Below are 25757 nucleotides of genomic sequence, written 5' to 3'. Positions count from 1 at the left end.
GGCGCGCAGTGTATGTCAGTGCGAGGCATGCATGTTGTCTGACTGACCGGCGAGCAAGCGCCCAGCCCGCCATTGCAGGAGTGGAAACACTGCCGCCCATAGCACCGCGAGCAAAACCATACTGGGCCATAAGCCCAGCGGTAACTGCACGCCAGCCAGTTGAGAGCCTGCGTAATATGACATCGGCCCACCTATTGCCCCGAGCAGGCTGGCGCGCCACCAGGGTTTTGCCGTCCAGGCCAGGCAATGCCTGAGCGTGGTGCCCAATATTGCCCAGAGCAGAATCAGCCACAGTGGAATCAATAGTCCATTACCGCCGAAGTCGAAGACGCCCAACAGCATCAGCGCACTGTCCAGCACCGTACCCAGTGCAGTTATCCACAGCAGTAACTTACCTTCGGCAGCCCACGAGCTTATCCACAGCAAATGAATAAGCAGCACGCCGACCGGTATCAGTAACCAATAGCTGTTGCCGCCCATCACACAGGCAAACCAGCCCAGCTGGAACAGCGCGGCGTTGGCTATCTGTTTAAGCATCGAAACGGCCCAGCAATGGTTGTGGCATTGCGCAAGGTTTCGCCAGCAGCAACTGCGCTGTACCAATGGTGCGTTCCAGGAAGCCGCCCTCGCAGTAACACAGGTAAAACTCCCAGAGTCGCAGGAAGTAATCGTCGTACCCCAATTCCGCGAGGTTGCCGTGTGCGTGCTTGAAGTTGTCGTGCCAGAGGCGCAGGGTGCGGGCGTAATGCAGGCCGAAATCTTCCATGTGCAGTAGATTCATGTCGGTATCGCGGCCCACGATTTCCAGCATCTTGTGCACGGAGGGCAATGCTCCGCCGGGGAAGATGTAGCGCTGGATGAAGTCGACGCTGCGTTTGGCTTGTTCATAGCGTTGCTCGCGGATGGTGATGGCTTGCAGCAGCATCAGGCCATTGTCCTTGAGCAAATGCGCACACTGCTTGAAGTAGGTGGGCAAAAAACGGTGACCGACTGCCTCGATCATTTCGATGGACACCAGCTTGTCGAACTGCCCGGTGAGGTCCCGATAATCCTTGAGCAGCAGGGTGATTCTGTCCTGCAGGCCTAGCGTCGCGATGCGCTTCTCTGTGTAGGCAAACTGTTCTTTGGAGAGGGTCGTGGTGGTGACTTTGCAGCCATAGTGCTGCGCGGCGTAAATCGCCATGCTGCCCCAGCCGGTGCCGATTTCCAGCAAATGATCATCGGCTTTGAGGCCCAGCTTCTGGCAGATACGCTCCAGTTTGTTCAGTTGCGCCTGTTCCAGCGTGTCTTCCGGTGTCAGGAACTGCGCGGCGGAATACATCATGGTTGGATCCAGGAACTGTTCGAACAGCTCATTGCCCAGATCGTAGTGAGCGGCGATGTTTTTTTGCGAACCTTCACGGGTATTGCGATTCAACCAATGCAGCCCTTGAATGAACGGACGACTCAGGCGCGCCATGCCGCCCTCCATGGCATCCAGTACATCCAGATTACTGACGAACACCCTGATGACCGCAGTCAGGTCGGGCGAAGTCCAGTAGCCGTGGATGTACGCTTCGCCTGCGCCGATGGAGCCATTGCTGGCGACCATGCCCCAGACCGCGGAATCAAGAACCTGGATTTCTCCCTGGACCAGTGACCCGGCAGCGCCGAACACATGGCGTTCTCCACCTTCAGTGACTACCAGTTGGCCGGTACGCAGCCGCGCAAGCTGACGCAGTACACCTCGTCGCAGGATATTGGCCGTCAAACTGTTGGTGCCCAGATTGGCCGAAAAACTGCTGCTACTGCTTTTCATGGCGTTGACCCTTCAATTGCGTGGCGGCAGTGCGGTAGTCGCCGTCAGCGGCCTGATGAGGAAAAATCGGAATACGTTTCAAAAGCAGACGCAGGGCTTGCCAGTAAATCGCCAGACAGGTCTTGGCGGTCATCCATGGAAAGGCCAGCAGATAACGATGCAGGTTGCCCCGGTTCAGGTCCTGACGTTCAAGGTTGAGCGTGGCGTCGAACATTTTCAGCTCGCCTTGCCAGTCCGCCATGTGTACGCCGAGACGCTCACCCGGTGGACTGAAACTCATGCGGTACTCAAGATCGCGGGGCAGAAACGGTGAAACGTGAAAGGCTTTGGCCACCGCGAAGTGCTGATGTCCCTCGCCATCGGCCGGCAATACATAGTGGTAACGCTCGCGCCACGGGGTATTGCTCACTTCACAGAGAATTGCCGCCAGAGTGCCGTCTTCTTCGAAGCAATAAAAAAAGCTGACCGGATTGAACGCCAGGCCCCAACTGCGCGCCTGGGTCAGCAGGCATATCCTGCCCTCAGGGGCGTGACCGATGGCTTGCTTGACTCGCTCGCGCACAGCGTCTATCAGCGGGATGCCTTGTCGGGTCTGCTCACGCAGGTAGTCCGTTTCGCGAAACGAAAACGGTGCCCAGCGACTGTTGCCCGCGACCGGCGACACATTCAACACAGCGCTTTGCTCGTCCAGGTCCAGATACAGCAGGCCGATTCGATAGCGGAAATCGTGGGCTCGCGGCGCAAAACGCCGGTGGGCGATCCAGCCGCTATACAGGGCGCTGTTCACAATGATTCACCCAGTGCCGAGGCGACGCGCAGGCCGCTGACCACGCCGTCTTCATGGAAACCATTTGCCCAGTACGCGCCGCAGAACCAGGTGTGGTTGACACCGTCGAGTTCGGACCAGCGCGCCTGCGCCTCTACGCCTGCCAGGCTGTATTGCGGATGGGCGTAGCGGTAACGAGCGAGGATTTTGTTCGGATCGATGGCCTGGGTCTGATTGAGGCTGACGCAGAACGTCGTTTCGCTGTCGATGCCCTGCAGGATGTTCATGTCGTAAGTCACGGCGGCCAGTTGTTGCTCGCCACCGCCGAGCCGGTAGTTCCAGCTGGCCCAGGCCTGCGGTCGCTTGGGCAACAGACTCGTGTCGGTATGCAGCACCACGTCGTTTTCGGCGTAGGGCAGGGCACCAAGGATTTCCCGTTCGGTTGCGCTCGGTTGCGCGAGCATTTTCAGGGCCTGATCGCTGTGACAGGCGAACACGACTTTGTCGAAGCGCTCGATGCCTGCGGCGCTATGAACGGTCACGCCCTCTGCATCCCGCTCAACGCGATTGACCGGGCACGACAGGCGAATCCGCTCGGCAAACGAAGCGGTCAACGGCTCGATGTAACGGCTGGAACCACCTTCGATGACGCACCACTGCGGCCGGTTGCTGACTGACAACAAACCATGATTCTTGAAGAAGCGCACAAAGAACTGGAGTGGAAATGCGAGCATGTCTGCCAGGGACATGGACCAGATCGCCGCGCCCATGGGCACGATGTAGTGTTCAATGAAGCGTGTGCCGTAATCCCGACTGTGCAAGTAGTCACCCAAGGTCGTGTCCTGAGCAATGCGCTGGTTTTCCAGATCGCTCAGTGCCTCACGGTTAAAACGCAGAATGTCGCGCAGCATGCCCCAGAAACCTGGAGACAGCAGGTTGCTTCGCTGGGCGAACAGGCTGTTGAGGTTATTACCGTTATATTCGGTCCGGGTTTTCGGGTCGCTGACGGAGAAGCTCATTTCGGTAGGCTTGAACGCGACCCCGAGCTGACCCAGCAGGCGAATGAAGTTTGGATAGGTCCAGTCGTTGAACACGATGAAACCGGTATCGATGGCGTAATCGCGACCGCTCACCTGTACATCAACGGTATGGGTATGCCCGCCAATCCAGTCGGTTGCCTCGAACACCGTGATGTCGTGAGAGCGGTTCAGCAAATAGGCGCTGGTCAGGCCCGCGATACCACTGCCGATAATGGCGATTTTCATTGGGCATCCTTGGTCTGGGCCGCTGAGCGGGCCATGCGTTTTCCTAACGCGAGTTGCACACGGGTGGGTAGCAGCGCCAGTAACCGCAGGGTCATGATGAACAATCCGGGGAAGGCGATTTCCATGGGCCGACGATTCCGCTGCAAGCGTTCGGCAATATATTTCGCGGCTTTCTTGACCGGCCAGCGCATGGGCATGGCGAAGTCGTTCTTGGCGGTCAGCGGGGTATCAACGAAGCCAGGGCTGACGACGGTAACGTCAATGTGTTCGTGGGCCAGATCAATCCGCAGGGATTCGAAAAGGTAGCGCATACCCGCCTTGGACGCGCCGTAGGCCTCGCTGCGGGTCAGCGGCAGATACGTCACCGAACTGCAAACGCCGACCAGATGCGGCTTGTTGCCTTTGCGTAGCAGCAACAACGCCTCTTGCACGCAATAAGAGCTGGCCAGCAGATTGGTGCGGACCACTCGTTCAAGCAGCGCAGCATCGAAGTGATTGGTGTCGATGTATTCGCAGGTCCCGGCATTGATGATCGCGCTGTCCAGAGCGCCCCATTCCTGAGCGATGCGATCGCCGATGGCGGTAATTTGCTCTCCGTCGTTCAAATCTCCCGGCGCGAGCAATACCTGGCCGGGAAAGCGCCGCTCCAGCTCTTCAAGGGGGGGCAGCGTCCGGGCCGTGAGTGCCACATGGTGACCGGCGATGAGCAGCTCTTCAGCGAGCGCGAGACCAATACCACTGCTGGCCCCGGTCAACCAGATACGTCGCACGTTCGGATTACTCATCCCAGTCTCCTTTTCAGCCAGCCGATGAGCTGGCCCATGATCGGCAAGTGCTCATACAACAAAGCGCCCGCGTCGAAATAATCGCGATGTTGATAAACCTTGTCGCGCCAGAGCAGATGCGAGCAGCCCTCAACCTGAATGGTTTTACCGCTGACAAGGCGCGGATGTGAGTAGCTCATGGTCCAGCGTAAATAACCGTTGCCTTCACTGACCTGGTCAAAACCATGGAAGTCGAAACGCAGATCGGTCACGTTGGCGTACAGATCGGCGAAGTAGCGGCGCATTTGCGGCAGCCCATGAATCTGATGCAGCGGATCGGTGAACTGCACGTCCTCGCTGTACAGCTCGCCGAGCCGGTCAAGACTGTTCTTGTCCAGAGCGGCAAACTCATGAGCAAAGCGCTGCAGGAAATCAGTCATCAGCGACTCCGGCTGCGGGCTGGCGATGAGGCAGGGCCTTGAACGCGGCCAAGGCACGGGCGCGACTGCTGCTCAGGTCGACAATAGGTTTTGGATAGTTGGCAACGCCGAACAAGCCACCGGCAGCGGCGGGGTTGTGGACTTCTTTCTTGTTGAGCTCGGCCAGTTCCGGCAACCACTGCTTCAGGAAGCGTCCTTCAGGGTCGAATTTTTCCGACTGCGACAGCGGATTGAAAATCCGGAAGTAGGGCGATGAGTCCGTGCCTGTAGAAGAGCTCCACTGCCACCCACCGTTGTTGGCGGCCAGATCACCATCGATCAGGTGTTTCATGAAGAAGCGTTCGCCTTCACGCCAGTCAATCAGCAGGTTTTTGGTCAGGAACATTGCTACGACCATGCGCAGGCGGTTGTGCATCCAGCCGGTGTCGAGCAATTGGCGCATGGCGGCGTCGATGATCGGCAGACCGGTGCGTGCTTCTTGCCACGCGGCCAACTCTTCTGGCGCGTCCCGCCATTTCAGCGCTTCGGTTTCCGGGCGGAAAGCACGGTGGCGTGAGACGCGTGGGAAGCCAACCAGAATGTGTTTGTAGAATTCGCGCCACAGCAGCTCGTTGATCCAGGTGACGGCGCCGACGCTGCCTGTTTCGAATTCACCCTGATTGCTGCTCAGGGCCGCGTGCAAACATTGGCGCGGCGATATCACGCCTGCGGCCAGGTAGGCCGAGAGCTGGCTGGTGCCAGGTTTGGCCGGGAAGTCACGTTCGGAGCGGTAATAGTCGATCTGCTCATCGCTGAACTCGGCCAGACGCCGACTGGCTTCGTCTTCACCCGCAGGCCACAAGGCTTGAAGTGCCTGGGTGGGCGTTGGGAAACCCTTTACCTGTTCGGGGATGTGATCACTCTTTATGTCCAGCGGAGTCTGCGGTTCAGGGAGGCGAACCAGCGGCGGCATGGCCTGATGCATGCGGGCGTAGCAGACTTTGCGGAACTGGCTGAAGACCTGGAAATAGGTACCCGTTTTGGTCAGTACGCTGCCGGGTTTGAAGAACAACTGATCCAGATAGCTGCGCCACTGAATGTCGGCGTCTTGAAGGGCATCGGCAACGGCTTCATCCCGGCGGGTCTCGTTGATGCCATATTCTTCGTTGGCATGTACGGTCTGGATATCGTGTTCGCGACACAGCTCCAGCAGTACTTGCGGTGCTTGATCCCAACTGTCGGCCACGCGAATCAGCAACGGTACGTTCAGTGCACCCAGCGCTTTTTGCAGTTCCACCAGGTTGCGCAGCCAGAAATCCACTTTGCACGGCGCATCGTCATGGCTGAGCCATTGACCGGGGCTGATCAGATACAAAGCCACAACAGGACCCTGCTCCATGGCAGCGCTGAGGGCGGTATTGTCGTGAACGCGCAAGTCGCTGCGCAGCCATAGCAGTTGCATGTTTATTCCTTAGAGAAGGTCCAGTAGCTGCAAGGCGGCGAGTGCGCCGAGCGGGTCTTCAGCCAGATGCAGCCCTTGTATCTTGTTGATGGTCATGGCGAGGTCGTCGCAATGAATACGCACACAGGCGCCAGCCAGCACGGTCGGGCACTGGACGTTGCTCAGCAGTTTCGGGAGTTGCCCGTGATGCAACGCTTTGCTCGAGTAGAGCAGCACTGCCCGCGGCTTGAGGTGTTCGGCCGCCAGTGCCAGTTCGCCGTTGGGTAGTGGCCAGTCGAAAACTTCCACCGGGCAATCAGCATTGCTGATCAGCCAGGCGCTCAGCCACAACTGCGGTTCCAGCGGCAGGTCGGAGTGGTTCACCAGCAGGACCGGCGTACCGCTGAGTTGACGGTTGTTGTGGTAGATACGGGCGCCCAGTTTGCTGCGCAGCCATGAGTAAAAGAACACACGCTCCATCTGCCCGCCAAATTGCCCCTGCCAGCGGAACTCCAGCTCAGCCAGCAGTGGTAGCAGGAGTTGCTCGCAGACCGTGCGTGGCGGGTAGAGCGACATGGCTTGGTTGAAGAGGTCGTCGACACGGCGCTCGGCCAGTTCAGCAATGGATTTGATCAGGTTCTGGCGCAGGTCGTCCCAGTCGTTACCGGCGATGCCGGTGTCGGGCTGACGGCTGTCGATAAGGTTTTTGACCTGGCTGACCGATACACCACGATTAAGCCAGGTCAGGATATTCAACACTCGCAGGACGTGCTCGTGGGAATACAACCGATGACCTTTGGCTGTGCGGTGCGGCACGATGAGCCCATAGCGTCGCTCCCAGGCCCGCAGTGTGACGGCGTTGACGCCGGTCTGGCGAGCCACCTCGCGGATGGGCAGCCAGTTGCCTTCCGCAGCGGTTTCTTCGCTGTTTTGCTCGGGTGCGGGGATCTTGATCAGAGTGTCGGTCATGGGTTAGATCGCATTTCGCAGGCTGAGATTTTCCGGATGAGGCTGCATGTAAACCTGCAGGGCTACATACGGATCCGGGTGCTGGCGGAAGTGGTGTTTGAGCAGCGTCAGCGGCACGATCAACGGCACGATGCCTTGGTGGTACTGCGCAATGAGTTGCTGAATTTCCTGCTTGTCAGCGCTACTGAGGGTTTGCCTCAGGTAGCCACTGATGTGCTGCAGGACATTGGTGTGAGTACGGCGAGTGGCGGGCTTTTTCAGGGCGCTCATCAGGTCACTGAAATAGCGCGGCGCGATGTCGTTCGGGTCACTGCGGCCCATGTTGCCCAGCAGGCTGCCCAGCGCTTTGTATTGCACGGGGTCGTTGGCCATGAGCTGATATTTATAGCGCGAGTGAAATTCGGTCAGGCTGCGGCGGGTAATGCCAGCCTTGAGCAGTTCCTGCCAGGCGGCGTAGGCAAACACCCGGGTAATGAAGTTTTCGCGCAGCACCGCGTCATTCAGGCGGCCGTCTTCTTCTACCGGAAGGTTTGGGTGGCGCTCGCAAAACGCCTGGGCATAAATCCCGCGTCCTCCCCCCTCAACGGGGGCGCCATTTTCCGTGTAGACCTTGACGCGCTCCAGGCCACAGGACGGCGACTTCTGCATAAAGATGTAGCCGCAGATATCGCCCAACTCTTGCGCCATCTTGACGCCGTAGTCGGCCAGCGACTGAGTAACATTGAGATCTTTGTTAACGGTGCCGACGGCTTGAGGACTTTGCGCGTCGCCGACCAGACGAATCGGTTCACGAGGGATGCCCATGCCGATCGCCACTTCAGGACAGGCGGTGACAAATTCGAAGTACTCGGTCAGCTCGCGGGTGCATAAATGGGATTCTTTATGACCCCCATTGAACCGCACCTCATCGCCCATGAGGCAGGCACTGATGCCGAGTTTCGGTTTATGGACTGCCGGTGAGAGCATGCGAACCTCTGAACTGACTTGTACAGAGTTAATTTTCTGTACAACGTTGGTTCATCATAGGTTCAGCGGTGTACAAGTCAAATGGTTTGTACAGGTTTTGTATCGGGCTGGGGGGGGGTGGATAGCGCGGGTCATGTGGGAGCAGAGCTTGCTCGCGAGAAGAGCTCCCTGTTCCAGTCCTGTCGGTGAGGGGGGTTACAGTCGGCGTATTCCTGCTGTCAGTGATGCGGTCTTCCCGGCTCCCATGACGCAGCTGCCTGCGCGTTACTTCCAGCCCATTCTCCAGGCATCCGAGTCCTGCAAGGTCTGCCAGGGCAGGCGTTCACTGCGCTGGGTCAGCACCGCTTGCAGTTCGATTTCCAGCACCGTGCCTTCGTCGTCGCGGAACAACTCGGTGACCAGAAAATGCTTTTCCCGGTTGAGCGGCTGTGCTGCCGTCCATTTCGACAGCAGCAGTTTGCGCGGATTCAGGCGATTCAATTCAGGTGTTCCAGTAACCGGCGCGCGGCTTCCTGACCGCTGAGCCATGCACCTTCAACACGGCCCGACAGGCACCAGTCACCGCATACATAAATACCCAGATCCGGATCAGACAACGCGCCCCATTCATGTGCGCTACCCGGGCGAGCGTACAGCCAGCGATGCGCGAGGCTGAACGTCGGCGCTGGGACTGCGCAGCCGATCAACTCGGCGAACGCACCGTGCAGATGCTCAATGACTGCTTCTTTGGGCATGTCCAGGTGCTGGCGGCTCCAAGTGCTGGTGGCATGCAGCACCCAAGTGTCCAGGGTGTTGTCGCGCCCAGGTTTGCTGCGATTACGGGCAAGCCAGTCGATGGGGCTGTCTTGTACGAAGCAGCCTTCCAGAGGTGTCTGCAGGGCGCTGCGGAATCCCAGCGCGACCGCCCAGGTGGGCTCCATCTTCACACTGGCCGCTACGCCAGCAAGTTTAGGCGCGCTGGCCAGGAGCGCGGTTGCCTGCGGAGCTGGCGTAGCAATGATGACGTGGCTGAACGGACCATGACTCTGGCCGTCGGCATCCTGCAGATTCCAGTGCTGCTCACCCCGGAATACCTCGGTAATCCTGCAAGAAAACGACACCTCAAGGTCGCCAAGCATGGCGCGGGTGATTGCGCTCATACCCGGTTTGCCCACCCAGCGCACTTGCTCGTCGGGGGACGGGCTGAGTTGGCCCGCGTGCGAGTTATAAAGAGACGGTGTCCACGGGGCGGCACAGCCCTGAGTCTGCCACTGCTGGACGGCGGCCATGAAACGGCGGTCGCGGGCAGTGAAATACTGGGCGCCCAGATCAAGCGAACCAGCATCACTGCGTTTGCTGGACATCCTTCCGCCACTGCCGCGGCTTTTGTCGAAAAGATGTACGGGATGCCCGGCGGCATGGAGCGCTTGGGCAGCTGAGAGTCCGGCGATACCGGTACCGATGATTGCGATAGGTACAGTCATAGGGGCCTCGTTACCTTGTCTGCACAGACTACGCCGTAGTTAAAACCTGTACAATATTGTTTTTCGGTATAACTAGCTGTGATCTACTGTCCGGATCCAGCGCAATGTGTCTCGTACGGCTCGAGCTTAAAATCCGACACTTGAGGGCATTGGGCAACTATCCGAAAGGATGGGCTGTCTGCTCCCTCGTGATGTTTGACCTATTGTTCAAGAGCAATCTGCTGACGTGAACAGATGCGGCCATAAAAAATAGACTACCGAATACTCGCGAACGCCACGCAAGGAAACCTGCCATGCACATATTGCTGACCGGCGGTACTGGTTTGATAGGGCGGCAGCTTTGCCAGCTCTGGACGCAACAGGGTCATCAGGTCACGGTCTGGAGTCGCAGACCTCATGACGTTCCGAAGCTGTGTGGCAGTGCTGTTCGAGGGGTTGCCCAGCTCAGCGAGCTGAATGAACAGCCGCTCGATGCGGTCATCAACCTTGCCGGTGCGCCGATCGCTGACCGGCCCTGGACGCGTAAGCGCAGAACTCAGTTGTGGGACAGTCGCATTGGTTTGACTGAGCAATTGCTGGCCTGGTTTGAGTCGCGGGCGCAGAAGCCGCAGGTACTGATCAGTGGTTCGGCGGTGGGTTGGTACGGTGATGGGGGCGAGCGTGAACTGGATGAAACGTCGCAGCCTGTCAAAGAGGATTTCGCCAGTCACCTGTGTGGTGCCTGGGAAGAAACTGCGCAGCGAGCCGAAGCTCAGGGTGTCCGGGTGGTGATCATTCGAACCGGCCTGGTGCTCTCCGGGGACGGCGGAATGTTGCAGCGTCTGCTACCGCCGTTCAAATTCGGTATGGGCGGGCCTATCGGTAACGGCAGGCAGTGGATGCCGTGGATACACATCAAAGACCAAATCGCTGCGATTGATTTTCTGTTGCACAAGAGTGATGCACAAGGTCCGTATAATCTCTGCGCACCCCACCCGGTCCGCAATCATGAGTTTGCCAAGACGCTAGCAGGTGTTCTGCATCGCCCTGCATTCATGCCGTTGCCTGCACTGGCTTTGAAAATCCTGTTAGGCGAATTGTCTGTTTTGCTGTTGGGCGGTCAGCGTGCTCGACCTGCTCGCCTGGAAGAGGCGGGTTTCACATTCCGGTTTACCGAACTGCACGCTGCCCTGGACGATTTCCTCGGCCGTCACTGAAATAGGATGTTGCATGACCGATCACGCGCTGTTGCTGGTCAACCTGGGTTCACCAGCCTCCACGTCTGTGGCTGATGTTCGCCGTTATCTCAACCAGTTCCTGATGGACCCCTACGTCATTGATTTGCCGTGGCCGGTTCGCCGACTGTTGGTGTCTTTGATCCTGATCAAGCGCCCTGAGCAATCCGCGCATGCCTACGCTTCCATCTGGTGGGATGAAGGGTCGCCTCTGGTGGTGTTGAGCAAGCGTCTGCAGCAAGCCATGAGCAAAGAGTGGAGCCACGGGCCCGTCGAGTTGGCGATGCGTTACGGCGAGCCTTCCATTGAAACCGTGCTCACTCGACTGGCTGCGCAAGGCATCAGCAAGATCACCCTGGCGCCGCTGTATCCGCAGTTCGCCGACAGCACGGTGACGACGGTGATCGAAGAGGCCAAACGGGTTGTAAAGGCCAGGTCACTGAACGTGACGTTTTCGGTATTACAGGCTTTTTATGATCAGCCCGAATACATCGATGCTTTGGTTGCAAGTGTGAAGCCGCACCTTGAACAGCCTCATGATCACCTGCTGCTGAGCTTCCATGGTTTGCCCGAGCGGCACCTGACCAAGCTTGATCCGACCGGCAATCATTGCTTCAAGGATGCTGACTGCTGCAAGAACGCTTCGCCGGAAGTACTCGCCACCTGCTATCGCGCACAGTGTCTGCGCTCGGCAGCGGTGTTTGCCAAACAGATGGGCATTGCCGATGGTAAATGGTCAGTGTCGTTCCAGTCGCGGCTGGGGCGTGCGAAATGGATCGAACCCTACACCGAAGCGCGCCTTGAGGAGTTGGCCGCACAGGGCGTGAAGAAGCTGCTGGTGATGTGCCCGGCGTTCGTCGCCGATTGCATCGAGACGCTGGAGGAAATCGGTGATCGCGGCGCTGAACAGTTCAAGGCTGCTGGGGGAGAGGAGCTGGTGCTTATACCGTGCCTGAATGACGACCCGAACTGGGCTGCGCAACTGAACACGCTGTGCGAGCGGGCGCCGGTGATGTTGTGAGTCGATTGATTTCCTGACTTGAAACGTTTTCCCCTGTGGGAGCCGAGCTTGCTCGCGATAAGAGCAACGCGGTTTTAAGTTAACCGCGTCCAGCCTTATCGCGAGCAAGCTCGGCTCCCACGGAGTCAATCAGCTTGCGGAAAAAACAGAGAATCTCCAACAGATTCTGCATCTGCAGCGCAGTTGCCCTACGGCAGTTGATCATCCAGATGCTTGTTCTTCCAGCCGTCATTACCCGGCAGCAGCAGGTTCAATGCGATAGCGGTTACAGCGCACAGGGCGATGCCTTTGAGGCCGAAATCGTCGGGGCCGTTGCCGGTGCCGATCAAGACGCCGCCGATACCAAACACCAGTGTGACTGACACGATCACCAGATTGCGGGCTTCGGCCAGGTCGACCTTGTGGCGAATCAGGGTGTTCATGCCGACCGCTGCAATCGAGCCGAACAACAGGCAGAGAATCCCGCCCATCACTGGCACCGGAATGCTTTGCAGCAGTGCGCCGAACTTGCCGATGAACGCCAGAGTGATCGCGAAAACTGCCGCCCAGGTCATGATCTTCGGATTGTAGTTCTTGGTCAGCATCACGGCGCCAGTCACTTCGGCGTAGGTCGTGTTGGGTGGACCGCCGAACAGGCCTGCTGCGGTGGTCGCTATGCCGTCACCAAACAACGTGCGATGCAGACCAGGTTTCTTCAGGTAATCACGCCCGGTCACGCTGCCGACCGCAATCACACCTCCGATGTGTTCAATAGCGGGCGCCAAGGCTACCGGCACGATAAACAGAATCGCCTGCCAGTTGAACTCCGGTGCCGTGAACGCTGGCAGTGCCAGCCACGGAGCGGCCGCGATTTTTGCGGTGTCGACCACGCCAAAGTAGAACGACAGAGCGAAGCCCACCAGCACGCCGGAGATGATCGGCACCAGGCGGAAAATGCCTTTGCCGAACACCGCTACGACCAAGGTGGTCAGCAGCGCAGGCATCGAGATCAGCATCGCAGTGCTGTACGGGATCAACTCCGCGCCGTCGCCACTTTTGCCCATCGCCATGTTGGCCGCAATCGGCGCCATGGCCAGGCCGATGGAGATAATCACCGGGCCGATCACAACAGGTGGCAGCAGCTTATCGATGAAGCCAGTACCTTTGATCTTCACGGCAAGGCCGAGAAAGGTGTAGACGAAACCCGCTGCCATGACGCCGCCCATGGTCGCCGCAAGGCCAAACTGGCCCTTGGCAAGAATGATCGGCGTGATGAACGCAAAGCTCGATGCCAGAAAGACGGGCACCTGACGTCCGGTGACGATTTGAAACAGCAATGTACCCAGGCCCGCGGTAAACAGTGCGACGTTAGGATCCAGCCCGGTGATCAGCGGCATGAGCACCAGCGCGCCGAACGCCACGAAGAGCATCTGCGCACCGGACAGCACGGTGCGCCACAGTGGATCGTTGAACTCGTCCTGCCTCATCATTAATCCTTTTGCTTGGTGCCAAAAATTTTGTCACCGGCATCGCCCAGGCCCGGAATGATGTAGCCATGTTCGTTCAGGCGCTCATCAATGGACGCGGTGTAGATGATCACGTCAGGGTGCGCGGCCTCGACCACGGCAATGCCCTCTGGCGCAGCGACCAGGACCATGGCGCGGATTTCCTTGCAGCCTGCTTTTTTCAGCAGATTGATTGTGGCAACCATCGAGCCGCCGGTGGCGAGCATCGGGTCAATGATCATGGCCAGACGTTCGTCGATTTCCGGAACCAGTTTCTCCAGATACGTGTGCGCCTCAAGGGTTTCCTCGTTGCGCGCTACACCCACGGCGCTGACTTTGGCGCCCGGGATCAGGCTGAGTACGCCGTCGAGCATGCCGATGCCAGCACGCAGAATCGGCACTACAGTGATCTTCTTTCCGGCGATTTTTTCGACCGGCACAGTACCGGCCCAGCCCTGGATCTCATAGGTTTCCAGCGGCAGATCGGCGGTGGCTTCGTAGGTGAGCAGGGCACCGACTTCCTGAGCGAGCTCACGGAAATTCTTGGTGCTGATGTCAGCGCGGCGCATCAGGCCGAGCTTGTGGCGGATCAGCGGATGGCGGATCTCACGAATAGGCATAGGAAAAAGCTCCGGCGGGGGGCAAAAAAACGGCCTAGGTTAATCTATTCAGCTGTTACTGTCCTACGTGCCTTACGGTGTTTTCAGACAATTCCTGACACGTTAGTCCAGAATTGCTTGCTCTGACTGAAGCGGATGCGTACCTTTGCCCGCTTTTCTTACACTGCCCCCTGGAGAGCGTCATGTCCGCTGATCTCGAGCATATCCGTCAAATCATGCGCGAGGCTGACTGCCTGTACACAGAAGCTGAAGTCGAAGCGGCCATCGCCCGCGTTGGCGCACACATCAATGCCGAACTGGCCGAGCGTAATCCGGTGGTGTTCTGCGTGATGAACGGCGGTCTGATCTTCTCGGGCAAGCTGCTGACTCACCTGAACTTCCCGCTGGAGGCGTCTTACCTGCACGCCACTCGCTATCGCAATGAAACCAGCGGCGGTGATCTGTTCTGGAAGGCCAAGCCGGAAGTCTCGTTTATCGACCGTGATGTGCTGATCATCGATGACATTCTTGACGAAGGTCACACGTTGGGCGCGATCATCGACTTCTGCAAACATGCCGGTGCCCGCGCTGTGCACACCGCGGTGTTGATCGATAAAGACCACGACCGCAAAGCACGCCCTGACCTGAAAGCCGACTTCGTAGGCCTGCCGTGCGTTGACCGCTATATCTTCGGTTATGGCATGGATTACAAAGGCTACTGGCGTAATGCTGCCGGGATTTATGCGGTTAAAGGGATGTAATCAAGGTCCGACACCATTCTCTGTAGGAGCTGCCGAAGGCTGCGAGGCGATTTTTCAGATGCACCGCGGTTCGCAGCCTGCGGCAGCTCCTACAGGGACCGAGTCTTTCCGCGTGCTAAAGTGCCAGCCCTGTCCTTGCGGGAAGTCGAAATGAAGCTTTTGATCCGTAGCGCAACACTCGCGCTGCTGTGCTGCCTGCCAGTTGCAGCGCCTGTTTCAGCTGAACCCATGCACGCCCAATACCTGCCGCCAGACGACCTTAATCTGCGTGAAGGCGAACCCGAGCAGCAACAATTGCTGCAGATCACCGAGTATTCCGTGGTGGTGGGTAATCAGCGTCAATCCAATCAGACTCCCATTCCTGTCACGGCACCGGTACTGCTTCGCCTCAAAGGCAAGCCGATGAATAAGGGCGCCACGATCAATGAGGTGCTGATTCATTTCGACAGTGAGAGCAAAAGCCTTAAAAAGCCGGTTTTTGATGACAAGACCCGAGTGCTGAATCTGTATTACCCGGTCGCGCAATACCGAACACTGATGGACCTGCTGCGCAACGAGAAGCTGTACTGCCAGTTCCTGAGCTATGCCAACGGCCATGTATGGGCGGATTTGCACACTGGGGCCGTTCGTACTCGTTGAGCCTTTTGTCGGGCCGGGGGTAAACTGCCCGCCGGACAAAACGTCAGCGATTCAGTTGGAGCACGCAATGCGTAAAGATAAGAAGCAGTTGATTGGTGATGAGATCGGCGATGAGCAGGTTAAATCGTTCCTGATCTTCGAACCGGTTGATGCTACGTCGCCATCGTTGCACAAGCTGATCAAGGCTTACCGTGGTCTGCGGGTCAATGATTTCGAACGGTTTCTGGTGTTCTTCCTCGAAGCCGGTTACGACCTGGACGGTAAGGACGAGCACGGCAATGACTTCATTGCGACGATCAAGGACCAGCGTAACGCCGATGAGTACATTGAGCTGATCGAGAAAGCTCGGGGTTGAGGCGTTGCAGTCATAAAAAAAAAACGCCCCGAGGGGCGTTTTTTTTGACCAGCAGAATCAGGCGATGCTGTGCGCTTCGCTGTGTTTCTCTACCAGTTCCAGACGCTCGTTGTTCTGGGCGCTGACACGCTCGTAGAGCTCCACGTCTGTTTCCAGTGCTTTTTCGCGAGCCGGGAAGATTTCGTTGAGCTTGCTTGCCCACTCGCCGCGAGCTTTTTCCGGGAAGCAGCGCTCGATCAGGTCCAGCATGATCGAAACGGTTACCGAAGCACCTGGCGATGCACCCAGCAACGCTGCAAGAGACCCGTCTTTAGCCGAGACCAGCTCGGTGCCGAACTGCAGGACACCGCCTTTATTGGCGTCCTTTTTGATGATCTGCACCCGCTGGCCAGCGATTTCCAGGCGCCAGTCTTCTGCTTTCGCCTGTGGATAAAAACGGCGCAGTGACTCAAGGCGCTGCTCCATGGACTGCATGACTTCGCTGACCAGGTATTTGGTCAGGTCCATGTTGTCGCGAGCCACGGCCAGCATCGGTTTGATATTGGCCATGCGTACCGAAAGCGGCAGGTCAAGGAACGAGCCGTGCTTGAGGAACTTGGTGGTGAAGCCTGCATAAGGTCCGAACAGCAGGGATTTCTTGCCGTCGACCACGCGGGTGTCTAGGTGGGGCACTGACATCGGCGGCGAGCCGACCGCTGCCTGGCTGTAGACCTTGGCCTGATGGTGCTTGACCACTTCGGGATTGTCGCAACGCAGCCACTGACCGCTGACCGGGAAACCGCCGAAGCCTTTGCTTTCCTCGATGCCCGACATCTGCAGCAGCGGCAACGCCGCGCCACCCGCGCCCAGGAATACGAATTTCGCATCGATTTCACGGGTGGTGCCGCTGTTCACGTCTTTGATGCTGACGCTCCAGCCTGCGCCTTTACGGCTCAGACCGGTGACGCGCTTGCAGTACTTGACCTGCGCGTCAGGGCTGCTGCTCAGGTGCTTGAGCAGTTGATTGGTCAGGTTGCCGAAGTTGACGTCGGTACCATTCATCACGCGAGTAGCGGCGATCTGCTCGTCGGCCGGGCGGCCGGGCATCATCAGCGGCATCCACTCGGCAAGGGTGGCCTTGTCTTCGGTGTATTCCATGGACGAGAAAGCATGGTGTTTGTGCATGGCTTCGAAACGGGTCTTGAGGAAGGCAATGCCTTTCTCGCCCTGGACGAAGCTCAGGTGCGGCACCGGGCTAATGAAATTCTTCGAGGAGCCAAAGGTGTCTTTTTGCGTCAGATAAGCCCAGAACTGTTTGGAGACTTCGAACTGGGTATTGATCTGCACGGCCTTTTTGATGTCGATGGCGCCATCTTTTGCCGGTGGGGTGTAATTGAGCTCGCACAGCCCGGCATGGCCGGTACCGGCGTTGTTCCATGGGTTGGAACTCTCCGCAGCGCCAGAGTCCATCAGCTCAACGACTTCCAGCTTGAGGCCGGGGTCGAGCTCCTTGAGCAGTACGGCAAGAGTGGCACTCATGATGCCCGCTCCAACCAATACCACATCGACTGCTTCGTTATGCGCCATTAACGCGTCTCCAAAATCTGCAGCACCAAATTGACGGCATACGATCCTGAGGTCAGATGCCTGGTAGCGGGGCTTTGTTCAAAGTTGTGCCCCGATAACCCTGGCCAGGATCTGCATGTCCGATTCTTCGCAATTCTTCGCATCATCAACGGAGGCCACCAAACGGACTTTAATCACGAGTTCATCAGGGCAGCATGAACGCATTTTTCAGCCCGGTCAGCCATTCGACTATCGTCAAGGCATCCGGTTATGCAACCAAATCCGTAGCGGACAGGCTTCAGACTCCAGTCATGGAGGCTGCGCAGCAGCAATCGATCCTGTTCAAAAGGGCTGGGTCTGATGCTAATGGTGCATTTACAAACGCGTACCTGTTCATTTGCTCGCCACACTCTTGTGAAGTAGTGAAACCCGTTTTTTTCGCGCTCTTTTGGAGACGCGAACCTCAACCTCAAAAAGGGCTGCACGATCACAGCACCGGCAGATCAACTGCATGCATCCTGAGGTGTTGGCGAGCGAAAGGTTCGAAATATTCGAGCCATAGGGCACTGACCAACACGCAATCTGCGTGCATATGACCTGTGTGGGCGGCTCTCTGTGGGCATTACGGAGGCGCTAATCCGGAGATTAGCCATGCTGCGAGGCCCGATCAGGAGACGTCCTTATAATCGGGGGGAGATTATAGCGATGAAACGACAGGAATTGATCGGCTTAAGTGACTTTTATTCGCTTTTCGGTCAGGCCATGCGCAGCTGGCGGGCTGCAGGTTGCCCGGAGCGGCGCACGAGGCGGGCGGTGAGTGGCAGTGGCTGGTTCAGCCAGGACAGATTCTGCTCAGCGACTTCCACCCAGCCCTGACCCACAGGAGGCTGGCTGCATTGCTTGAAAGCGCGGCAGATTCCGATCTGATCAATGCGTGCGTAGTGACGGTACTTGGGGCGAGAACTGAAGAGTGACCAGATAAAGTCCATGGTGTGGCTCCCGGTTGGTTTAGGCGCAAGTCTGCACGGCACACATGACACCGTCGTGACGTGCGTGTTGCTGAACCATTGCATGACCGACGCGGTCCGATTTTCACTGGTTGGCGGCGCCGGGAGGCCGCTATACTGCGGCACATTTAGTGCCTGGCCCATTGGAGAGATGAGCATGCTGCGTCGCATTTTGTTTGGTTTGCTTGCTGTAACGAGTCTGACTCTGGTCGGTTGTGCCCACAGCCCGCAACAACTTAGCCCGCAACCCAAGCTGAACGCTCAGCTGGCGCCGGTAGGCCGTGGTCAGCCAGTGGTCGTGCGCGTGGTCGATGGTCGCCCAAGCCCGACGCTGGGGACTCGCGGTGGTATGTACCCGGAAACCAGCGCAGTCAGCGTTGCTGGCGCAGACGTTGTGCCGAAGTTGCAGGCACAGGCCGAAGCCGCAGTGCGTCTGCTGGGTTTCACGCCTTCACAGGGCGGCGGCGGTCCACAGCTGACGGTGACCCTGGCTGACCTGAAATATCAGTCGCCGAAAGAAGGCCTGTACGTGACCGAGGCAACCATCAGCGCCACGTTCCGTGCCGAGGTGCAGAACAACGGTCGCAACTACGCAGGTCGCTATGCTGCTTCGCTGGACCAGCGCTTCGGCATGGCCCCGAACCAGGAAACCAACACCCGCCTGGTCAGCGATGTGTTGAGCGACGCTCTGACGCGTCTGTTCCAGGACCAGACCATCGGCAACACACTGGCTCAGTAACACCCGCGCTGTTGTAAAAAAGCCCGGCTCTCTAGCGAGATGCCGGGCTTTTTTGTGGGCAGGTCTCTGTTGCGCTGCGAACACAGTCTCTTGTGGGAGCTGAGCTTGCTCGCGATGCGGCTGGACGCGATCTAAAGTGAACCGCGTCAAGCCTCATCGCGAGCAAGCTCAGCTCCCACAGGGAATGTGTTTCAATTCTGAGGCCTGCTTTTGTTGCGAATGCTGTATGCGTCTCAAGCCGCCTGCTGATAAAAGTCCAGAAAACTGAAGCCCGTCTGCAGATCCATGTCCGGCAGGTCGGGATGCTGATGGCCGCCAAGCGCGCAATACACCAGCCAGCTGCGGTCCTGAACGTTGAACGACCAGGCGTCGATCAACGCTTCCTGCTCGTCGCTCGGAGCGATCAGATAAAGGCGGTCCTGGTTTTTGGCGTGCAGCATGACGAGCTCCATTGGGTCGAGGTTCTGCCTCGAGGGAGCCATAGAGTGCCTGGGTCAGGTTACGGAACCGTGACGACGAAGAAAATTGTCTGACAATTTTCAGGCATAAAAAAGGCGCTAGATATCAGCGCCTTTTTTACCGTCAGCAGGATCAGAGCGGGATGCCAGCCTTTACCCGGTATTGATTGCGTACAGGCGTCGCATACTGCTGGATCAGGTAAGGCTGATGCTCTGCCGGGCACTCGTCGAGACGGCGTTGCCATTCTTCCTGAGCCTTGGCCAGTTCGGGCGCGGCAAACACATCCTTGGCCAACGGCACATTGAGCGACGAATCTGCATCGGCCCACTGTGCGTAAGCCAGGTAATGGACGGGGAACAAGCGGTAGCCACCGAGAATCTGCCGGTCCATTTCAATAGCCAGCGCTTTGGTGTCTTCGAAAAGCTCGGTGATGGGGGGCGCAAAGTTCACATGGACGCGGCCCTTGTAGCCGGTAATGCCCAAGGCGATGCTGACGTCATCCTCGCCCGGCACCTTGCTGTAAGTGCCGGTGGTGGCACGAATGTACAGCTCGCGCGCCTTGGCATGATCGCAAGGGTCGTATTCATAGCTGATGGACACCGGCGTCAGGTTCAGTGACTGGATCACCTCGGCGAACGGTTCGTCCTTGCGGCTCATATGGAACATCTTGAGGATTGCCGACTCGGTACGGTCATCACCGTCCTTGGCGCGACCTTCTGCCTGGGCAATCCAGATCGATTGGCAGTCGTTGCGAATCGAGTGGTTGATGTAGGCAGACAGCAACTGGTACGCCGCCATTTTTTCCCGGCGCCCTGCGATGGAACGGTGCACGATGAAGCTCTTGTTCAGGCGCATCAGATCGCTGACAAAAGGTTTTTGCAGGAGGTTATCGCCAATCGCGATACGCGGTGTCGGCAGGCCTGCGTGGTACACGGCGTAATTGACGAACGCCGGGTCCATTACGATATCGCGGTGGTTGGCCAGAAACAGATAGGCGCTGCCGGATTTGAACTGCTCGACACCCGTGTAGGTCACACCGTCGGTAGCGCGCTCAATGGTGTGGTCGACGTAGTATTCGACCTTGTCCTGCAAGGTGGCGACCGAATTGATACCCACGAACTGACGGCGTAGCTTGCGGGCAATGATCGGTTGCAGTGCCCAGCCTAAAGCGCCTGCCAGTTTCGGGAAGCGGAAGCGGGTCAGGATCGAGAGAAACTCTTTGTCGCTGAGCAAACGCTCAAGCACCGCTGAGACTTCAGCGTCGTTGTAAGGTCGGATGGCATCAAATTCGCCCATCATGCTCTCTTGTAGGGGGTGACAAAGTAATAGGGGAGGCCAAGACTGGAAAACACGTCCAGACTCTAGCAGAGCCTTGAAAGACCGCGATTATACGCACAACTGATCCCGGAGACCGCGATGCAGGAAATTCAGAGTTACGACTGCCCTTACTGCGGTGAGCCGGTCGAGGCGGTACTGGACTTGTCGGGCGGTGACCAGCAGTACATAGAGGATTGCCCGGTCTGTTGTCGGCCCATTGTCTTCGACTTGCAAACCGATGGTGAAGACTGGCGTCTGGACGTTCGCAGCGAGAACGAATAATGCAGAAAGTCTACGAGCCGGAAAACCTGATGGAAGGCGAGCTGCTACAGGGCATGCTCGCCAGCGAAGGTATTGAAGCGCACCTCACCGGCCAGCACTTGCTGGGCGCCCTTGGCGAGTTGCCAGCCCTCGGCCTGCTGGGGCTGCTGGTGGACAACGATCAGGTGGAGCAGGCGCGACAGTTGATCACTGAGTACAATGCGGCGCTGCCTTTCTCTGGAGGCGAGCCCGGTGATGAGCCGGACAATTTCCCTGACGTGCTGGTGTGTTGAGCGGCTTAATGGCCTTGTCTCCACGGTTCAGCGCGTCCAAACGAGTTTTATAGCCCCATGTGTGGACGTTATGCGCTGTTTCGTTGGACGCCCGCTTTTGCGGCCTTGCCGGGTTTTCCGGCTGACCAACAAGCGCAATGGAATATCTCGCCAGCGGATTCGGTACTCATGTTACGTGCCGTTGCCGGGACTGAGGGCGATCTTGAACTGGCACGTGCGCGTTGGGGGCTCACCCCGCCGTGGCTGACTGATCTGTCTCGTACCCCCGCTCACGCCCGTGCCGAGACCCTGGCCGAGCAACCGATGTTTCGCGAGGCGTTTCGCCTGCGCCGCTGTCTGCTGCCTGCCAACGGTTTTTATGAATGGCGCGGTACTACCCGCAAACGGCCTTTCTGGCTGACACCGGGAGAGGGCTCTGCGCTGTTTTTTGCGGCGATCTGGGAAGCGTATCCGGTGCAGGGGCACACGTACCTGAGTGTTGCGGTGGTCACTCAACTGGCTGCCAGTCAGCGCCGTCCCTTGATTCTCGACGCTCAAGGGCAGAAGGACTGGCTCGCAGCCGATACCCCATTGCCGACCTTGCAAGCGTTGCTCGCCGCCCCGCAAACCTCTCTGCGCGAGCGCCCACTGGCAAATCTGGTCAACGATCCGAAGCTCAATGCGCCTGAGTGCCTGACGCCGTTGTGATAAGTGCTGCCGGAACATACACAGGACTTGTAGGAGCTCACCGAGGTTACGAGGCCAGCGATAGCGATTTGTCTGATACACCGCTATCGCTGGCCTCGTAACCTCGGTGAGCTCCTACAGGATTGGGTTCAATCTGGAAGATTAAAGCCATTTTCCGCGCGACAATGCGCTCCCTTTACACCTTGAACTGATTGATCAACCGCCGCTGCTGCTCGGCCAGTTTGGTCAGCTCTGCGCTGGCCTGGCTGGATTCGTCGGCACCGCTCGCGACTTCGTTGGCCACTTCGCCGATGTTGGTGACGTTACGGTTAATGTCCTCGGCGACCGAACTCTGTTCCTCGGCGGCGCTGGCGATCTGGGTGTTCATGTCGTTGATGACCGAAACCGCTTTGGTAATGGTCTCAAGTGCCTGTGCGGCCTCGGCGGCATGGCCGACACTTTCCTCAGTCTTGCCCTGGCTGTCTTCCATCACCTGCACCACCTGGCGAGTGCCATTTTGCAGTTGCTGGATCATGTTCTGGATTTCCTGAGTGGCCTGCTGAGTCTTCTGTGCCAGATTGCGCACTTCGTCGGCGACCACGGCAAAGCCTCGGCCCTGTTCACCAGCACGCGCCGCTTCGATCGCTGCGTTCAGCGCCAGCAGGTTGGTTTGCTCGGCAATACCCCGAATAGTCGTCAGGATCGCATTGATGTTTTCGCTGTCGGCAGCGAGCGCCTGAACGACGGTCACCGCCCGGCCGATCTCCGATGCGAGGGCGCTGATGGAGTTAGAGGTGTTCTGTACGATCTGCATCCCTTGATTGGCAGCCCCGTCGGCATGGCTCGCCGCTTGCGCTGCCTGGGTGGCATTGCGTGCCACGTCCTGCGCGGTGGCTGTCATCTGGTGGACGGCCGTGGCAACCAGTTCGATTTCAGACATTTGCTTGTGCACGCCCTGATTGGTGCGGATAGCAATGTCGGCGGTATGTTCCGAAGAGTCGCTGACCTTCTGCACCGAGGCGACGACCTGAGTGATCATGGCCTGCAGCTTGCTCAAGAAAGTGTTGAAGCGTATGGCGATCTGGCCAACTTCATCGACCCGGTCGCTCTTCAGGCGACGGGTGAGGTCGCCTTCGCCCTGGGCAATATCGTCGAGCATCAGCACCATCTGTTTGAGTGGTTTGGCGATGCCACGTGCGACCAGCCAGATGACCACCAGGCCCAGCGCTGCAATGAGCAGCCCGACCACTGTCATACCGAAGATGTCCTCTTTGCGCTGGGTATCCAGTTCGCCACGAAGTTTGTCCACGTCCCCCATGACTGCACTGAGCGGTACCTGGATCATCAGGGTCCAGCGCGCATCGGTGGCACCGATGCCGAACGGCATGTAAACCTCGATGTGACCGTGATCGCGGTCTATGTCGTAAAGCACCTCGCCAGCGGCGATTTTCTTCAAGTTGTCGACTTCGTTGGCATCGAGAATAGTCGTCGCTTTTTCACCCAGCTTTGTCGCGTCCCGGGTGTAGGCCACTAGGGTCCCGCCGCTGGATATCAAGGCCATCTCGCCTGCACCGTCGTACAGTTTCTTGTCGGCGGAAATGAGCATGTCCTGAATGAAATTGACTGACAGGTCCGCGCCGACGATGCCCTGAAATGCGCCGTTGACCATGATCGGTTCAATAAACGAAGACAGCATCACCATTTTGTCGCCGACCTTGTAGGGGGCCGGGTCAATCACACAAGGCTTTTTGTTTTCGCGGGAGCAGATGTAGTACTCGCTGGCACGTACGCCAGTGGAGAGCAATTTGGTGTCCTCAAGACTGGCCAGCTTTTCCAGGGTCAGCGTTCCATCGGTATTGCGATACCACCAGGGCATGAAGCGGCCGGTCGCCGGATCGCTGCCGGTGTCGGATGAGCCTGTGTAGGCCGCGTCATCATTATTCAGTGCGTTGGGCTCCCAGCCTATATAAGCACCGAGCACTTTGGGGTTCTGCTCCACGTTGTGGCGAAGCAGGTTGAGCAGTTGTTCACGGGTGGCTTTCAACTGCGGCTCGCCCTTGCTGTCTGTCAGCGCCAGCAGCGCATTGACGCGGGCCAGGCCTGCGGTGATCAGCAAAGGTACTTCGAGCTCGCGCTTGATCTCGCTGGCCTGAGTCTGAACCAGTGCGCTAAGGCGCTGCTCCATGACTTGTTCAAATAATGACTGGGTTCTTTCGTCGACCAGTGTTTGCGTACGCTCGCTGGCGAAGAGCGAGTAGAGGACCAGGGCGGCAACAACAGACAGCACGATGGCGCCCGCCAGCGCTGCGATGGAAAACTGAATCGATTTGAACTTCATGAGAGCTCCAGACGTGGCGTTGCGCTATCTAAGGCTATCGGCGTTTACTTTCAGAATCATGAACGCTACGCCGGACAAGGGGCGCTAATCGTGCTGAAGTGTCGTTTATAGATATGCGTCCATTCGGGGAACCATCACCGCTTTAAGCGGACAAAGCGCCTATCAGCCAGCATCTGGCGCATAAGTCGTTCACCGCCTAGGATGAGCGCCATGTTCAGAGGGAGATTTATCATGCGTCAGAAGTTTGCTCTATGTGCCTTGACCGCAGCCATCCTGCTCGGCGGCTGTCAGGCCGTGAATACCACCAGCGGCGATTCGGTCGGTGTCGAGCGCAAGCAGTACATGTTCAGCATGCTCTCGACCGATGAGGTCAATCAGATGTATGCCCAGTCCTATAAGGAAACCGTAGGCGAGGCGTCGACCAAGGGCGTGCTGGATACAACCAGCGCCAATGCCAAACGTGTGCATGCGATTGCCGACCGCCTGATCGGTCAGGCACCCAAGCTGCGTCCGGATTCTGCGCAGTGGCAGTGGGAAGTGAACCTGATCAAGAGTGATGAGCTGAACGCCAACTGTGGCCCGGGCGGCAAGATCATTTTCTACACTGGCCTGATCGATAAGTTGAAGCTGACAGATGATGAGATCGCTGCGGTGATGGGTCATGAAATTGCCCATGCCTTGCGTGAGCACGGACGTGAGTCGATGTCCAAAGCGTACGGCGTTGCCATGGCCAAGCAAGGGGCGGGCGCCATCCTCGGATTAGGGCAGGACAGCATGGCGCTGGCTGATACCGTGGTTAATTACAGTCTGACCTTGCCTAACAGTCGCAGTAACGAAAACGAGGCAGATCTACTCGGTCTGGAGTTGGCGGCACGAGCCGGTTACAACCCGAATGCCGCCATTACCCTGTGGCAGAAAATGACTCAGAATTCCGGTGGCTCGCAGCCGGAGTTCATGAGCACTCACCCGGCTTCGGAGAGTCGTATTGCATCGTTGCAGGCGGCGATTCCCAAGGTGATGCCGTTGTATAACGCTGCTCCAAAATCCTGAGGGGTTTGCGTGTCCTGTAGGCGCTGATTATTGGCGAAGCGTGGCGTCCTTGATGCCGCCTCGCGAACAAGTTTGCTCCTACAAATCCAGTGTTTGTTTCGCGAGAGAGGTGTGTCGTGGACACACGGCGCTCATTACTGGATTGAAATGCATTTTCT

28 protein-coding genes and 1 pseudogene are annotated in these 25757 nt (G+C 58.0%); 10 read left to right on the top strand and 19 right to left on the bottom strand.

Features of this window, described 5'->3' with window-relative positions; translation table 11 throughout:
- Positions 1 to 15: 15 nt before the first annotated feature.
- The 11 genes from AUC61_RS09280 to AUC61_RS09230 all read right to left on the bottom strand — a co-directional run bounded on the left by AUC61_RS09280 (position 16) and on the right by AUC61_RS09230 (position 9851).
- A complete protein-coding gene (locus tag AUC61_RS09280) occupies positions 16 to 537 on the bottom strand; it encodes a DUF2878 domain-containing protein (RefSeq protein WP_243245636.1) in 522 nt (173 codons plus the stop codon).
- Positions 530 to 1798: an SAM-dependent methyltransferase gene (locus tag AUC61_RS09275; protein WP_243245635.1), complete on the bottom strand. Its 1269-nt coding sequence runs from the start codon at positions 1796 to 1798 to the stop codon at positions 530 to 532. The genes AUC61_RS09280 and AUC61_RS09275 overlap by 8 nt, the downstream gene beginning before the upstream one ends.
- The gene (locus tag AUC61_RS09270) at positions 1785 to 2585 is read right to left on the bottom strand and encodes a DUF1365 domain-containing protein (protein WP_243245634.1); all 801 of its coding nucleotides are present in this window, start codon (positions 2583 to 2585) and stop codon (positions 1785 to 1787) included. The genes AUC61_RS09275 and AUC61_RS09270 overlap by 14 nt, the downstream gene beginning before the upstream one ends.
- The gene (locus AUC61_RS09265; protein WP_243245633.1) at positions 2582 to 3829 is read right to left on the bottom strand and encodes an NAD(P)/FAD-dependent oxidoreductase; all 1248 of its coding nucleotides are present in this window, start codon (positions 3827 to 3829) and stop codon (positions 2582 to 2584) included. The genes AUC61_RS09270 and AUC61_RS09265 overlap by 4 nt, the downstream gene beginning before the upstream one ends.
- Complete coding sequence (locus tag AUC61_RS09260; RefSeq protein WP_243245632.1) at positions 3826 to 4614, bottom strand: SDR family NAD(P)-dependent oxidoreductase; 789 nt, start codon at positions 4612 to 4614, stop codon at positions 3826 to 3828. The genes AUC61_RS09265 and AUC61_RS09260 overlap by 4 nt, the downstream gene beginning before the upstream one ends.
- Entirely contained in the window at positions 4611 to 5033 is a 423-nt protein-coding gene (locus tag AUC61_RS09255) for a nuclear transport factor 2 family protein (protein ID WP_243245631.1), read from the bottom strand. Before AUC61_RS09255 ends, AUC61_RS09260 begins: the two co-directional genes overlap by 4 nt.
- Positions 5026 to 6474, bottom strand: coding sequence for a deoxyribodipyrimidine photo-lyase (gene phrB / locus AUC61_RS09250; RefSeq protein ID WP_243245630.1), 1449 nt, complete (start codon positions 6472 to 6474; stop codon positions 5026 to 5028). Before phrB ends, AUC61_RS09255 begins: the two co-directional genes overlap by 8 nt.
- A gap of 9 nt (positions 6475 to 6483) precedes the next feature.
- Complete coding sequence (locus AUC61_RS09245; protein WP_243245629.1) at positions 6484 to 7422, bottom strand: MerR family transcriptional regulator; 939 nt, start codon at positions 7420 to 7422, stop codon at positions 6484 to 6486.
- 3 nt (positions 7423 to 7425) lie between these two features.
- Positions 7426 to 8388, bottom strand: a complete 963-nt coding sequence (locus AUC61_RS09240) for a YbgA family protein (protein WP_243245628.1) — start codon at positions 8386 to 8388, stop codon at positions 7426 to 7428.
- A gap of 264 nt (positions 8389 to 8652) precedes the next feature.
- Positions 8653 to 8868 carry a TIGR02450 family Trp-rich protein gene (locus AUC61_RS09235; RefSeq protein ID WP_243245627.1) on the bottom strand — a complete coding sequence of 72 codons (216 nt, stop codon included), beginning with the start codon at positions 8866 to 8868 and terminating at the stop codon, positions 8653 to 8655.
- Positions 8865 to 9851, bottom strand: coding sequence for an NAD(P)/FAD-dependent oxidoreductase (locus tag AUC61_RS09230; RefSeq protein WP_243245626.1), 987 nt, complete (start codon positions 9849 to 9851; stop codon positions 8865 to 8867). The genes AUC61_RS09235 and AUC61_RS09230 overlap by 4 nt, the downstream gene beginning before the upstream one ends.
- A gap of 293 nt (positions 9852 to 10144) precedes the next feature.
- Between AUC61_RS09230 and AUC61_RS09225 the strand changes: the two genes are divergently transcribed.
- Together AUC61_RS09225 and hemH are read left to right on the top strand one after the other, a co-directional pair.
- The gene (locus AUC61_RS09225; protein WP_243245625.1) at positions 10145 to 11047 is read left to right on the top strand and encodes a TIGR01777 family oxidoreductase; all 903 of its coding nucleotides are present in this window, start codon (positions 10145 to 10147) and stop codon (positions 11045 to 11047) included.
- Between the two features lie 13 nt (positions 11048 to 11060).
- On the top strand, positions 11061 to 12086 hold the full coding sequence (gene hemH, locus AUC61_RS09220) for a ferrochelatase (RefSeq protein ID WP_243245624.1): 1026 nt from the start codon (positions 11061 to 11063) through the stop codon (positions 12084 to 12086).
- 188 nt (positions 12087 to 12274) lie between these two features.
- Here the strand turns inward: hemH and AUC61_RS09215 are convergent, their stop codons facing one another.
- Together AUC61_RS09215 and upp are read right to left on the bottom strand one after the other, a co-directional pair.
- A complete protein-coding gene (locus tag AUC61_RS09215) occupies positions 12275 to 13552 on the bottom strand; it encodes a uracil-xanthine permease family protein (protein ID WP_122666281.1) in 1278 nt (425 codons plus the stop codon).
- Between the two features lie 2 nt (positions 13553 to 13554).
- Positions 13555 to 14190: a uracil phosphoribosyltransferase gene (gene upp, locus AUC61_RS09210; RefSeq protein WP_243245623.1), complete on the bottom strand. Its 636-nt coding sequence runs from the start codon at positions 14188 to 14190 to the stop codon at positions 13555 to 13557.
- A gap of 182 nt (positions 14191 to 14372) precedes the next feature.
- On the opposite strand from upp, the gene AUC61_RS09205 reads away from it, so the two are divergent.
- The 3 genes from AUC61_RS09205 to AUC61_RS09195 all read left to right on the top strand — a co-directional run bounded on the left by AUC61_RS09205 (position 14373) and on the right by AUC61_RS09195 (position 15924).
- Positions 14373 to 14930, top strand: coding sequence for a hypoxanthine-guanine phosphoribosyltransferase (locus AUC61_RS09205; RefSeq protein ID WP_087272989.1), 558 nt, complete (start codon positions 14373 to 14375; stop codon positions 14928 to 14930).
- A 150-nt stretch (positions 14931 to 15080) separates the two neighbouring features.
- Positions 15081 to 15569, top strand: coding sequence for a hypothetical protein (locus AUC61_RS09200; RefSeq protein WP_243245622.1), 489 nt, complete (start codon positions 15081 to 15083; stop codon positions 15567 to 15569).
- A 67-nt stretch (positions 15570 to 15636) separates the two neighbouring features.
- A complete protein-coding gene (locus tag AUC61_RS09195; protein ID WP_243245621.1) occupies positions 15637 to 15924 on the top strand; it encodes a PA4642 family protein in 288 nt (95 codons plus the stop codon).
- A 57-nt stretch (positions 15925 to 15981) separates the two neighbouring features.
- Here the strand turns inward: AUC61_RS09195 and mqo are convergent, their stop codons facing one another.
- Both mqo and AUC61_RS09185 read right to left on the bottom strand, forming a co-directional pair.
- Positions 15982 to 17490: a malate dehydrogenase (quinone) gene (mqo, locus tag AUC61_RS09190; RefSeq protein WP_243245620.1), complete on the bottom strand. Its 1509-nt coding sequence runs from the start codon at positions 17488 to 17490 to the stop codon at positions 15982 to 15984.
- 734 nt (positions 17491 to 18224) lie between these two features.
- A complete protein-coding gene (locus AUC61_RS09185; protein ID WP_243245619.1) occupies positions 18225 to 18458 on the bottom strand; it encodes a hypothetical protein in 234 nt (77 codons plus the stop codon).
- A 175-nt stretch (positions 18459 to 18633) separates the two neighbouring features.
- Between AUC61_RS09185 and AUC61_RS09180 the strand changes: the two genes are divergently transcribed.
- Entirely contained in the window at positions 18634 to 19215 is a 582-nt protein-coding gene (locus AUC61_RS09180; RefSeq protein ID WP_243245618.1) for a YajG family lipoprotein, read from the top strand.
- Between the two features lie 233 nt (positions 19216 to 19448).
- Here the strand turns inward: AUC61_RS09180 and AUC61_RS09175 are convergent, their stop codons facing one another.
- Complete coding sequence (locus AUC61_RS09175; RefSeq protein WP_243245617.1) at positions 19449 to 19655, bottom strand: hypothetical protein; 207 nt, start codon at positions 19653 to 19655, stop codon at positions 19449 to 19451.
- A gap of 151 nt (positions 19656 to 19806) precedes the next feature.
- Positions 19807 to 20970 (bottom strand): 1-acyl-sn-glycerol-3-phosphate acyltransferase, encoded by a 1164-nt coding sequence (locus AUC61_RS09170; protein WP_243245616.1) that lies wholly within the window; start codon positions 20968 to 20970, stop codon positions 19807 to 19809.
- Positions 20971 to 21090: 120 nt separating this feature from the next.
- Between AUC61_RS09170 and AUC61_RS09165 the strand changes: the two genes are divergently transcribed.
- Genes AUC61_RS09165 through AUC61_RS09155 form a run of 3 tightly spaced genes read left to right on the top strand, consistent with a single transcriptional unit; the run spans position 21091 to position 22232 of the window.
- The gene (locus AUC61_RS09165; RefSeq protein ID WP_243245615.1) at positions 21091 to 21273 is read left to right on the top strand and encodes a CPXCG motif-containing cysteine-rich protein; all 183 of its coding nucleotides are present in this window, start codon (positions 21091 to 21093) and stop codon (positions 21271 to 21273) included.
- Positions 21273 to 21545, top strand: coding sequence for a putative signal transducing protein (locus AUC61_RS09160; RefSeq protein WP_122666303.1), 273 nt, complete (start codon positions 21273 to 21275; stop codon positions 21543 to 21545). Before AUC61_RS09165 ends, AUC61_RS09160 begins: the two co-directional genes overlap by 1 nt.
- Positions 21546 to 21602: 57 nt before the next feature.
- Positions 21603 to 22232 (top strand): SOS response-associated peptidase, encoded by a 630-nt coding sequence (locus AUC61_RS09155; protein WP_243245614.1) that lies wholly within the window; start codon positions 21603 to 21605, stop codon positions 22230 to 22232.
- Positions 22233 to 22407: 175 nt separating this feature from the next.
- Here AUC61_RS09155 and AUC61_RS26600 read toward each other — a convergent pair whose 3' ends face one another.
- Together AUC61_RS26600 and AUC61_RS26595 are read right to left on the bottom strand one after the other, a co-directional pair.
- Entirely contained in the window at positions 22408 to 23151 is a 744-nt protein-coding gene (locus tag AUC61_RS26600) for a methyl-accepting chemotaxis protein (protein ID WP_422765171.1), read from the bottom strand.
- Positions 23152 to 23262: 111 nt separating this feature from the next.
- Positions 23263 to 23466, bottom strand: a pseudogene (locus AUC61_RS26595) (HAMP domain-containing protein); the annotation flags it as partial.
- Between the two features lie 1314 nt (positions 23467 to 24780).
- Here AUC61_RS26595 and AUC61_RS09145 point away from each other — a divergent pair.
- On the top strand, positions 24781 to 25599 hold the full coding sequence (locus AUC61_RS09145) for a M48 family metallopeptidase (RefSeq protein WP_243245612.1): 819 nt from the start codon (positions 24781 to 24783) through the stop codon (positions 25597 to 25599).
- Positions 25600 to 25757: the final 158 nt, after the last annotated feature.

Origin of the sequence: Pseudomonas maioricensis, from assembly GCF_022790535.1 — a bacterium.
In the GTDB taxonomy this organism is placed as follows: domain Bacteria; phylum Pseudomonadota; class Gammaproteobacteria; order Pseudomonadales; family Pseudomonadaceae; genus Aquipseudomonas; species Aquipseudomonas maioricensis.
The sequence above is the reverse complement of the archived record's forward strand: the minus strand, read 5'-3'. Positions and strand labels throughout refer to the sequence as shown.

What these genes read in the sequence shown, in the direction of transcription:
- mqo (WP_243245620.1), bottom strand. Translation starts at nt 17,490, where the DNA reads ATGGCGCATAACGAAGCAGTCGATGTGGTATTGGTTGGAGCGGGCATC.
- AUC61_RS09205 (WP_087272989.1), top strand. Translation starts at nt 14,373, where the DNA reads ATGTCCGCTGATCTCGAGCATATCCGTCAAATCATGCGCGAGGCTGAC.
- AUC61_RS09155 (WP_243245614.1), top strand. Translation starts at nt 21,603, where the DNA reads ATGTGTGGACGTTATGCGCTGTTTCGTTGGACGCCCGCTTTTGCGGCC.
- AUC61_RS09240 (WP_243245628.1), bottom strand. Translation starts at nt 8,388, where the DNA reads ATGCTCTCACCGGCAGTCCATAAACCGAAACTCGGCATCAGTGCCTGC.
- AUC61_RS09200 (WP_243245622.1), top strand. Translation starts at nt 15,081, where the DNA reads ATGAAGCTTTTGATCCGTAGCGCAACACTCGCGCTGCTGTGCTGCCTG.
- AUC61_RS09160 (WP_122666303.1), top strand. Translation starts at nt 21,273, where the DNA reads ATGCAGAAAGTCTACGAGCCGGAAAACCTGATGGAAGGCGAGCTGCTA.
- AUC61_RS09275 (WP_243245635.1), bottom strand. Translation starts at nt 1,798, where the DNA reads ATGAAAAGCAGTAGCAGCAGTTTTTCGGCCAATCTGGGCACCAACAGT.
- hemH (WP_243245624.1), top strand. Translation starts at nt 11,061, where the DNA reads ATGACCGATCACGCGCTGTTGCTGGTCAACCTGGGTTCACCAGCCTCC.
- AUC61_RS09215 (WP_122666281.1), bottom strand. Translation starts at nt 13,552, where the DNA reads ATGAGGCAGGACGAGTTCAACGATCCACTGTGGCGCACCGTGCTGTCC.
- AUC61_RS09260 (WP_243245632.1), bottom strand. Translation starts at nt 4,614, where the DNA reads ATGAGTAATCCGAACGTGCGACGTATCTGGTTGACCGGGGCCAGCAGT.
- AUC61_RS09175 (WP_243245617.1), bottom strand. Translation starts at nt 19,655, where the DNA reads ATGCTGCACGCCAAAAACCAGGACCGCCTTTATCTGATCGCTCCGAGC.
- upp (WP_243245623.1), bottom strand. Translation starts at nt 14,190, where the DNA reads ATGCCTATTCGTGAGATCCGCCATCCGCTGATCCGCCACAAGCTCGGC.
- AUC61_RS09265 (WP_243245633.1), bottom strand. Translation starts at nt 3,829, where the DNA reads ATGAAAATCGCCATTATCGGCAGTGGTATCGCGGGCCTGACCAGCGCC.
- AUC61_RS09255 (WP_243245631.1), bottom strand. Translation starts at nt 5,033, where the DNA reads ATGACTGATTTCCTGCAGCGCTTTGCTCATGAGTTTGCCGCTCTGGAC.
- AUC61_RS26600 (WP_422765171.1), bottom strand. Translation starts at nt 23,151, where the DNA reads ATGTCTGAAATCGAACTGGTTGCCACGGCCGTCCACCAGATGACAGCC.
- AUC61_RS09225 (WP_243245625.1), top strand. Translation starts at nt 10,145, where the DNA reads ATGCACATATTGCTGACCGGCGGTACTGGTTTGATAGGGCGGCAGCTT.
- AUC61_RS09245 (WP_243245629.1), bottom strand. Translation starts at nt 7,422, where the DNA reads ATGACCGACACTCTGATCAAGATCCCCGCACCCGAGCAAAACAGCGAA.
- AUC61_RS09170 (WP_243245616.1), bottom strand. Translation starts at nt 20,970, where the DNA reads ATGGGCGAATTTGATGCCATCCGACCTTACAACGACGCTGAAGTCTCA.
- AUC61_RS09230 (WP_243245626.1), bottom strand. Translation starts at nt 9,851, where the DNA reads ATGACTGTACCTATCGCAATCATCGGTACCGGTATCGCCGGACTCTCA.
- AUC61_RS09185 (WP_243245619.1), bottom strand. Translation starts at nt 18,458, where the DNA reads ATGGACTTTATCTGGTCACTCTTCAGTTCTCGCCCCAAGTACCGTCAC.
- AUC61_RS09180 (WP_243245618.1), top strand. Translation starts at nt 18,634, where the DNA reads ATGCTGCGTCGCATTTTGTTTGGTTTGCTTGCTGTAACGAGTCTGACT.
- AUC61_RS09195 (WP_243245621.1), top strand. Translation starts at nt 15,637, where the DNA reads ATGCGTAAAGATAAGAAGCAGTTGATTGGTGATGAGATCGGCGATGAG.
- AUC61_RS09145 (WP_243245612.1), top strand. Translation starts at nt 24,781, where the DNA reads ATGCGTCAGAAGTTTGCTCTATGTGCCTTGACCGCAGCCATCCTGCTC.
- AUC61_RS09280 (WP_243245636.1), bottom strand. Translation starts at nt 537, where the DNA reads ATGCTTAAACAGATAGCCAACGCCGCGCTGTTCCAGCTGGGCTGGTTT.
- phrB (WP_243245630.1), bottom strand. Translation starts at nt 6,474, where the DNA reads ATGCAACTGCTATGGCTGCGCAGCGACTTGCGCGTTCACGACAATACC.
- AUC61_RS09165 (WP_243245615.1), top strand. Translation starts at nt 21,091, where the DNA reads ATGCAGGAAATTCAGAGTTACGACTGCCCTTACTGCGGTGAGCCGGTC.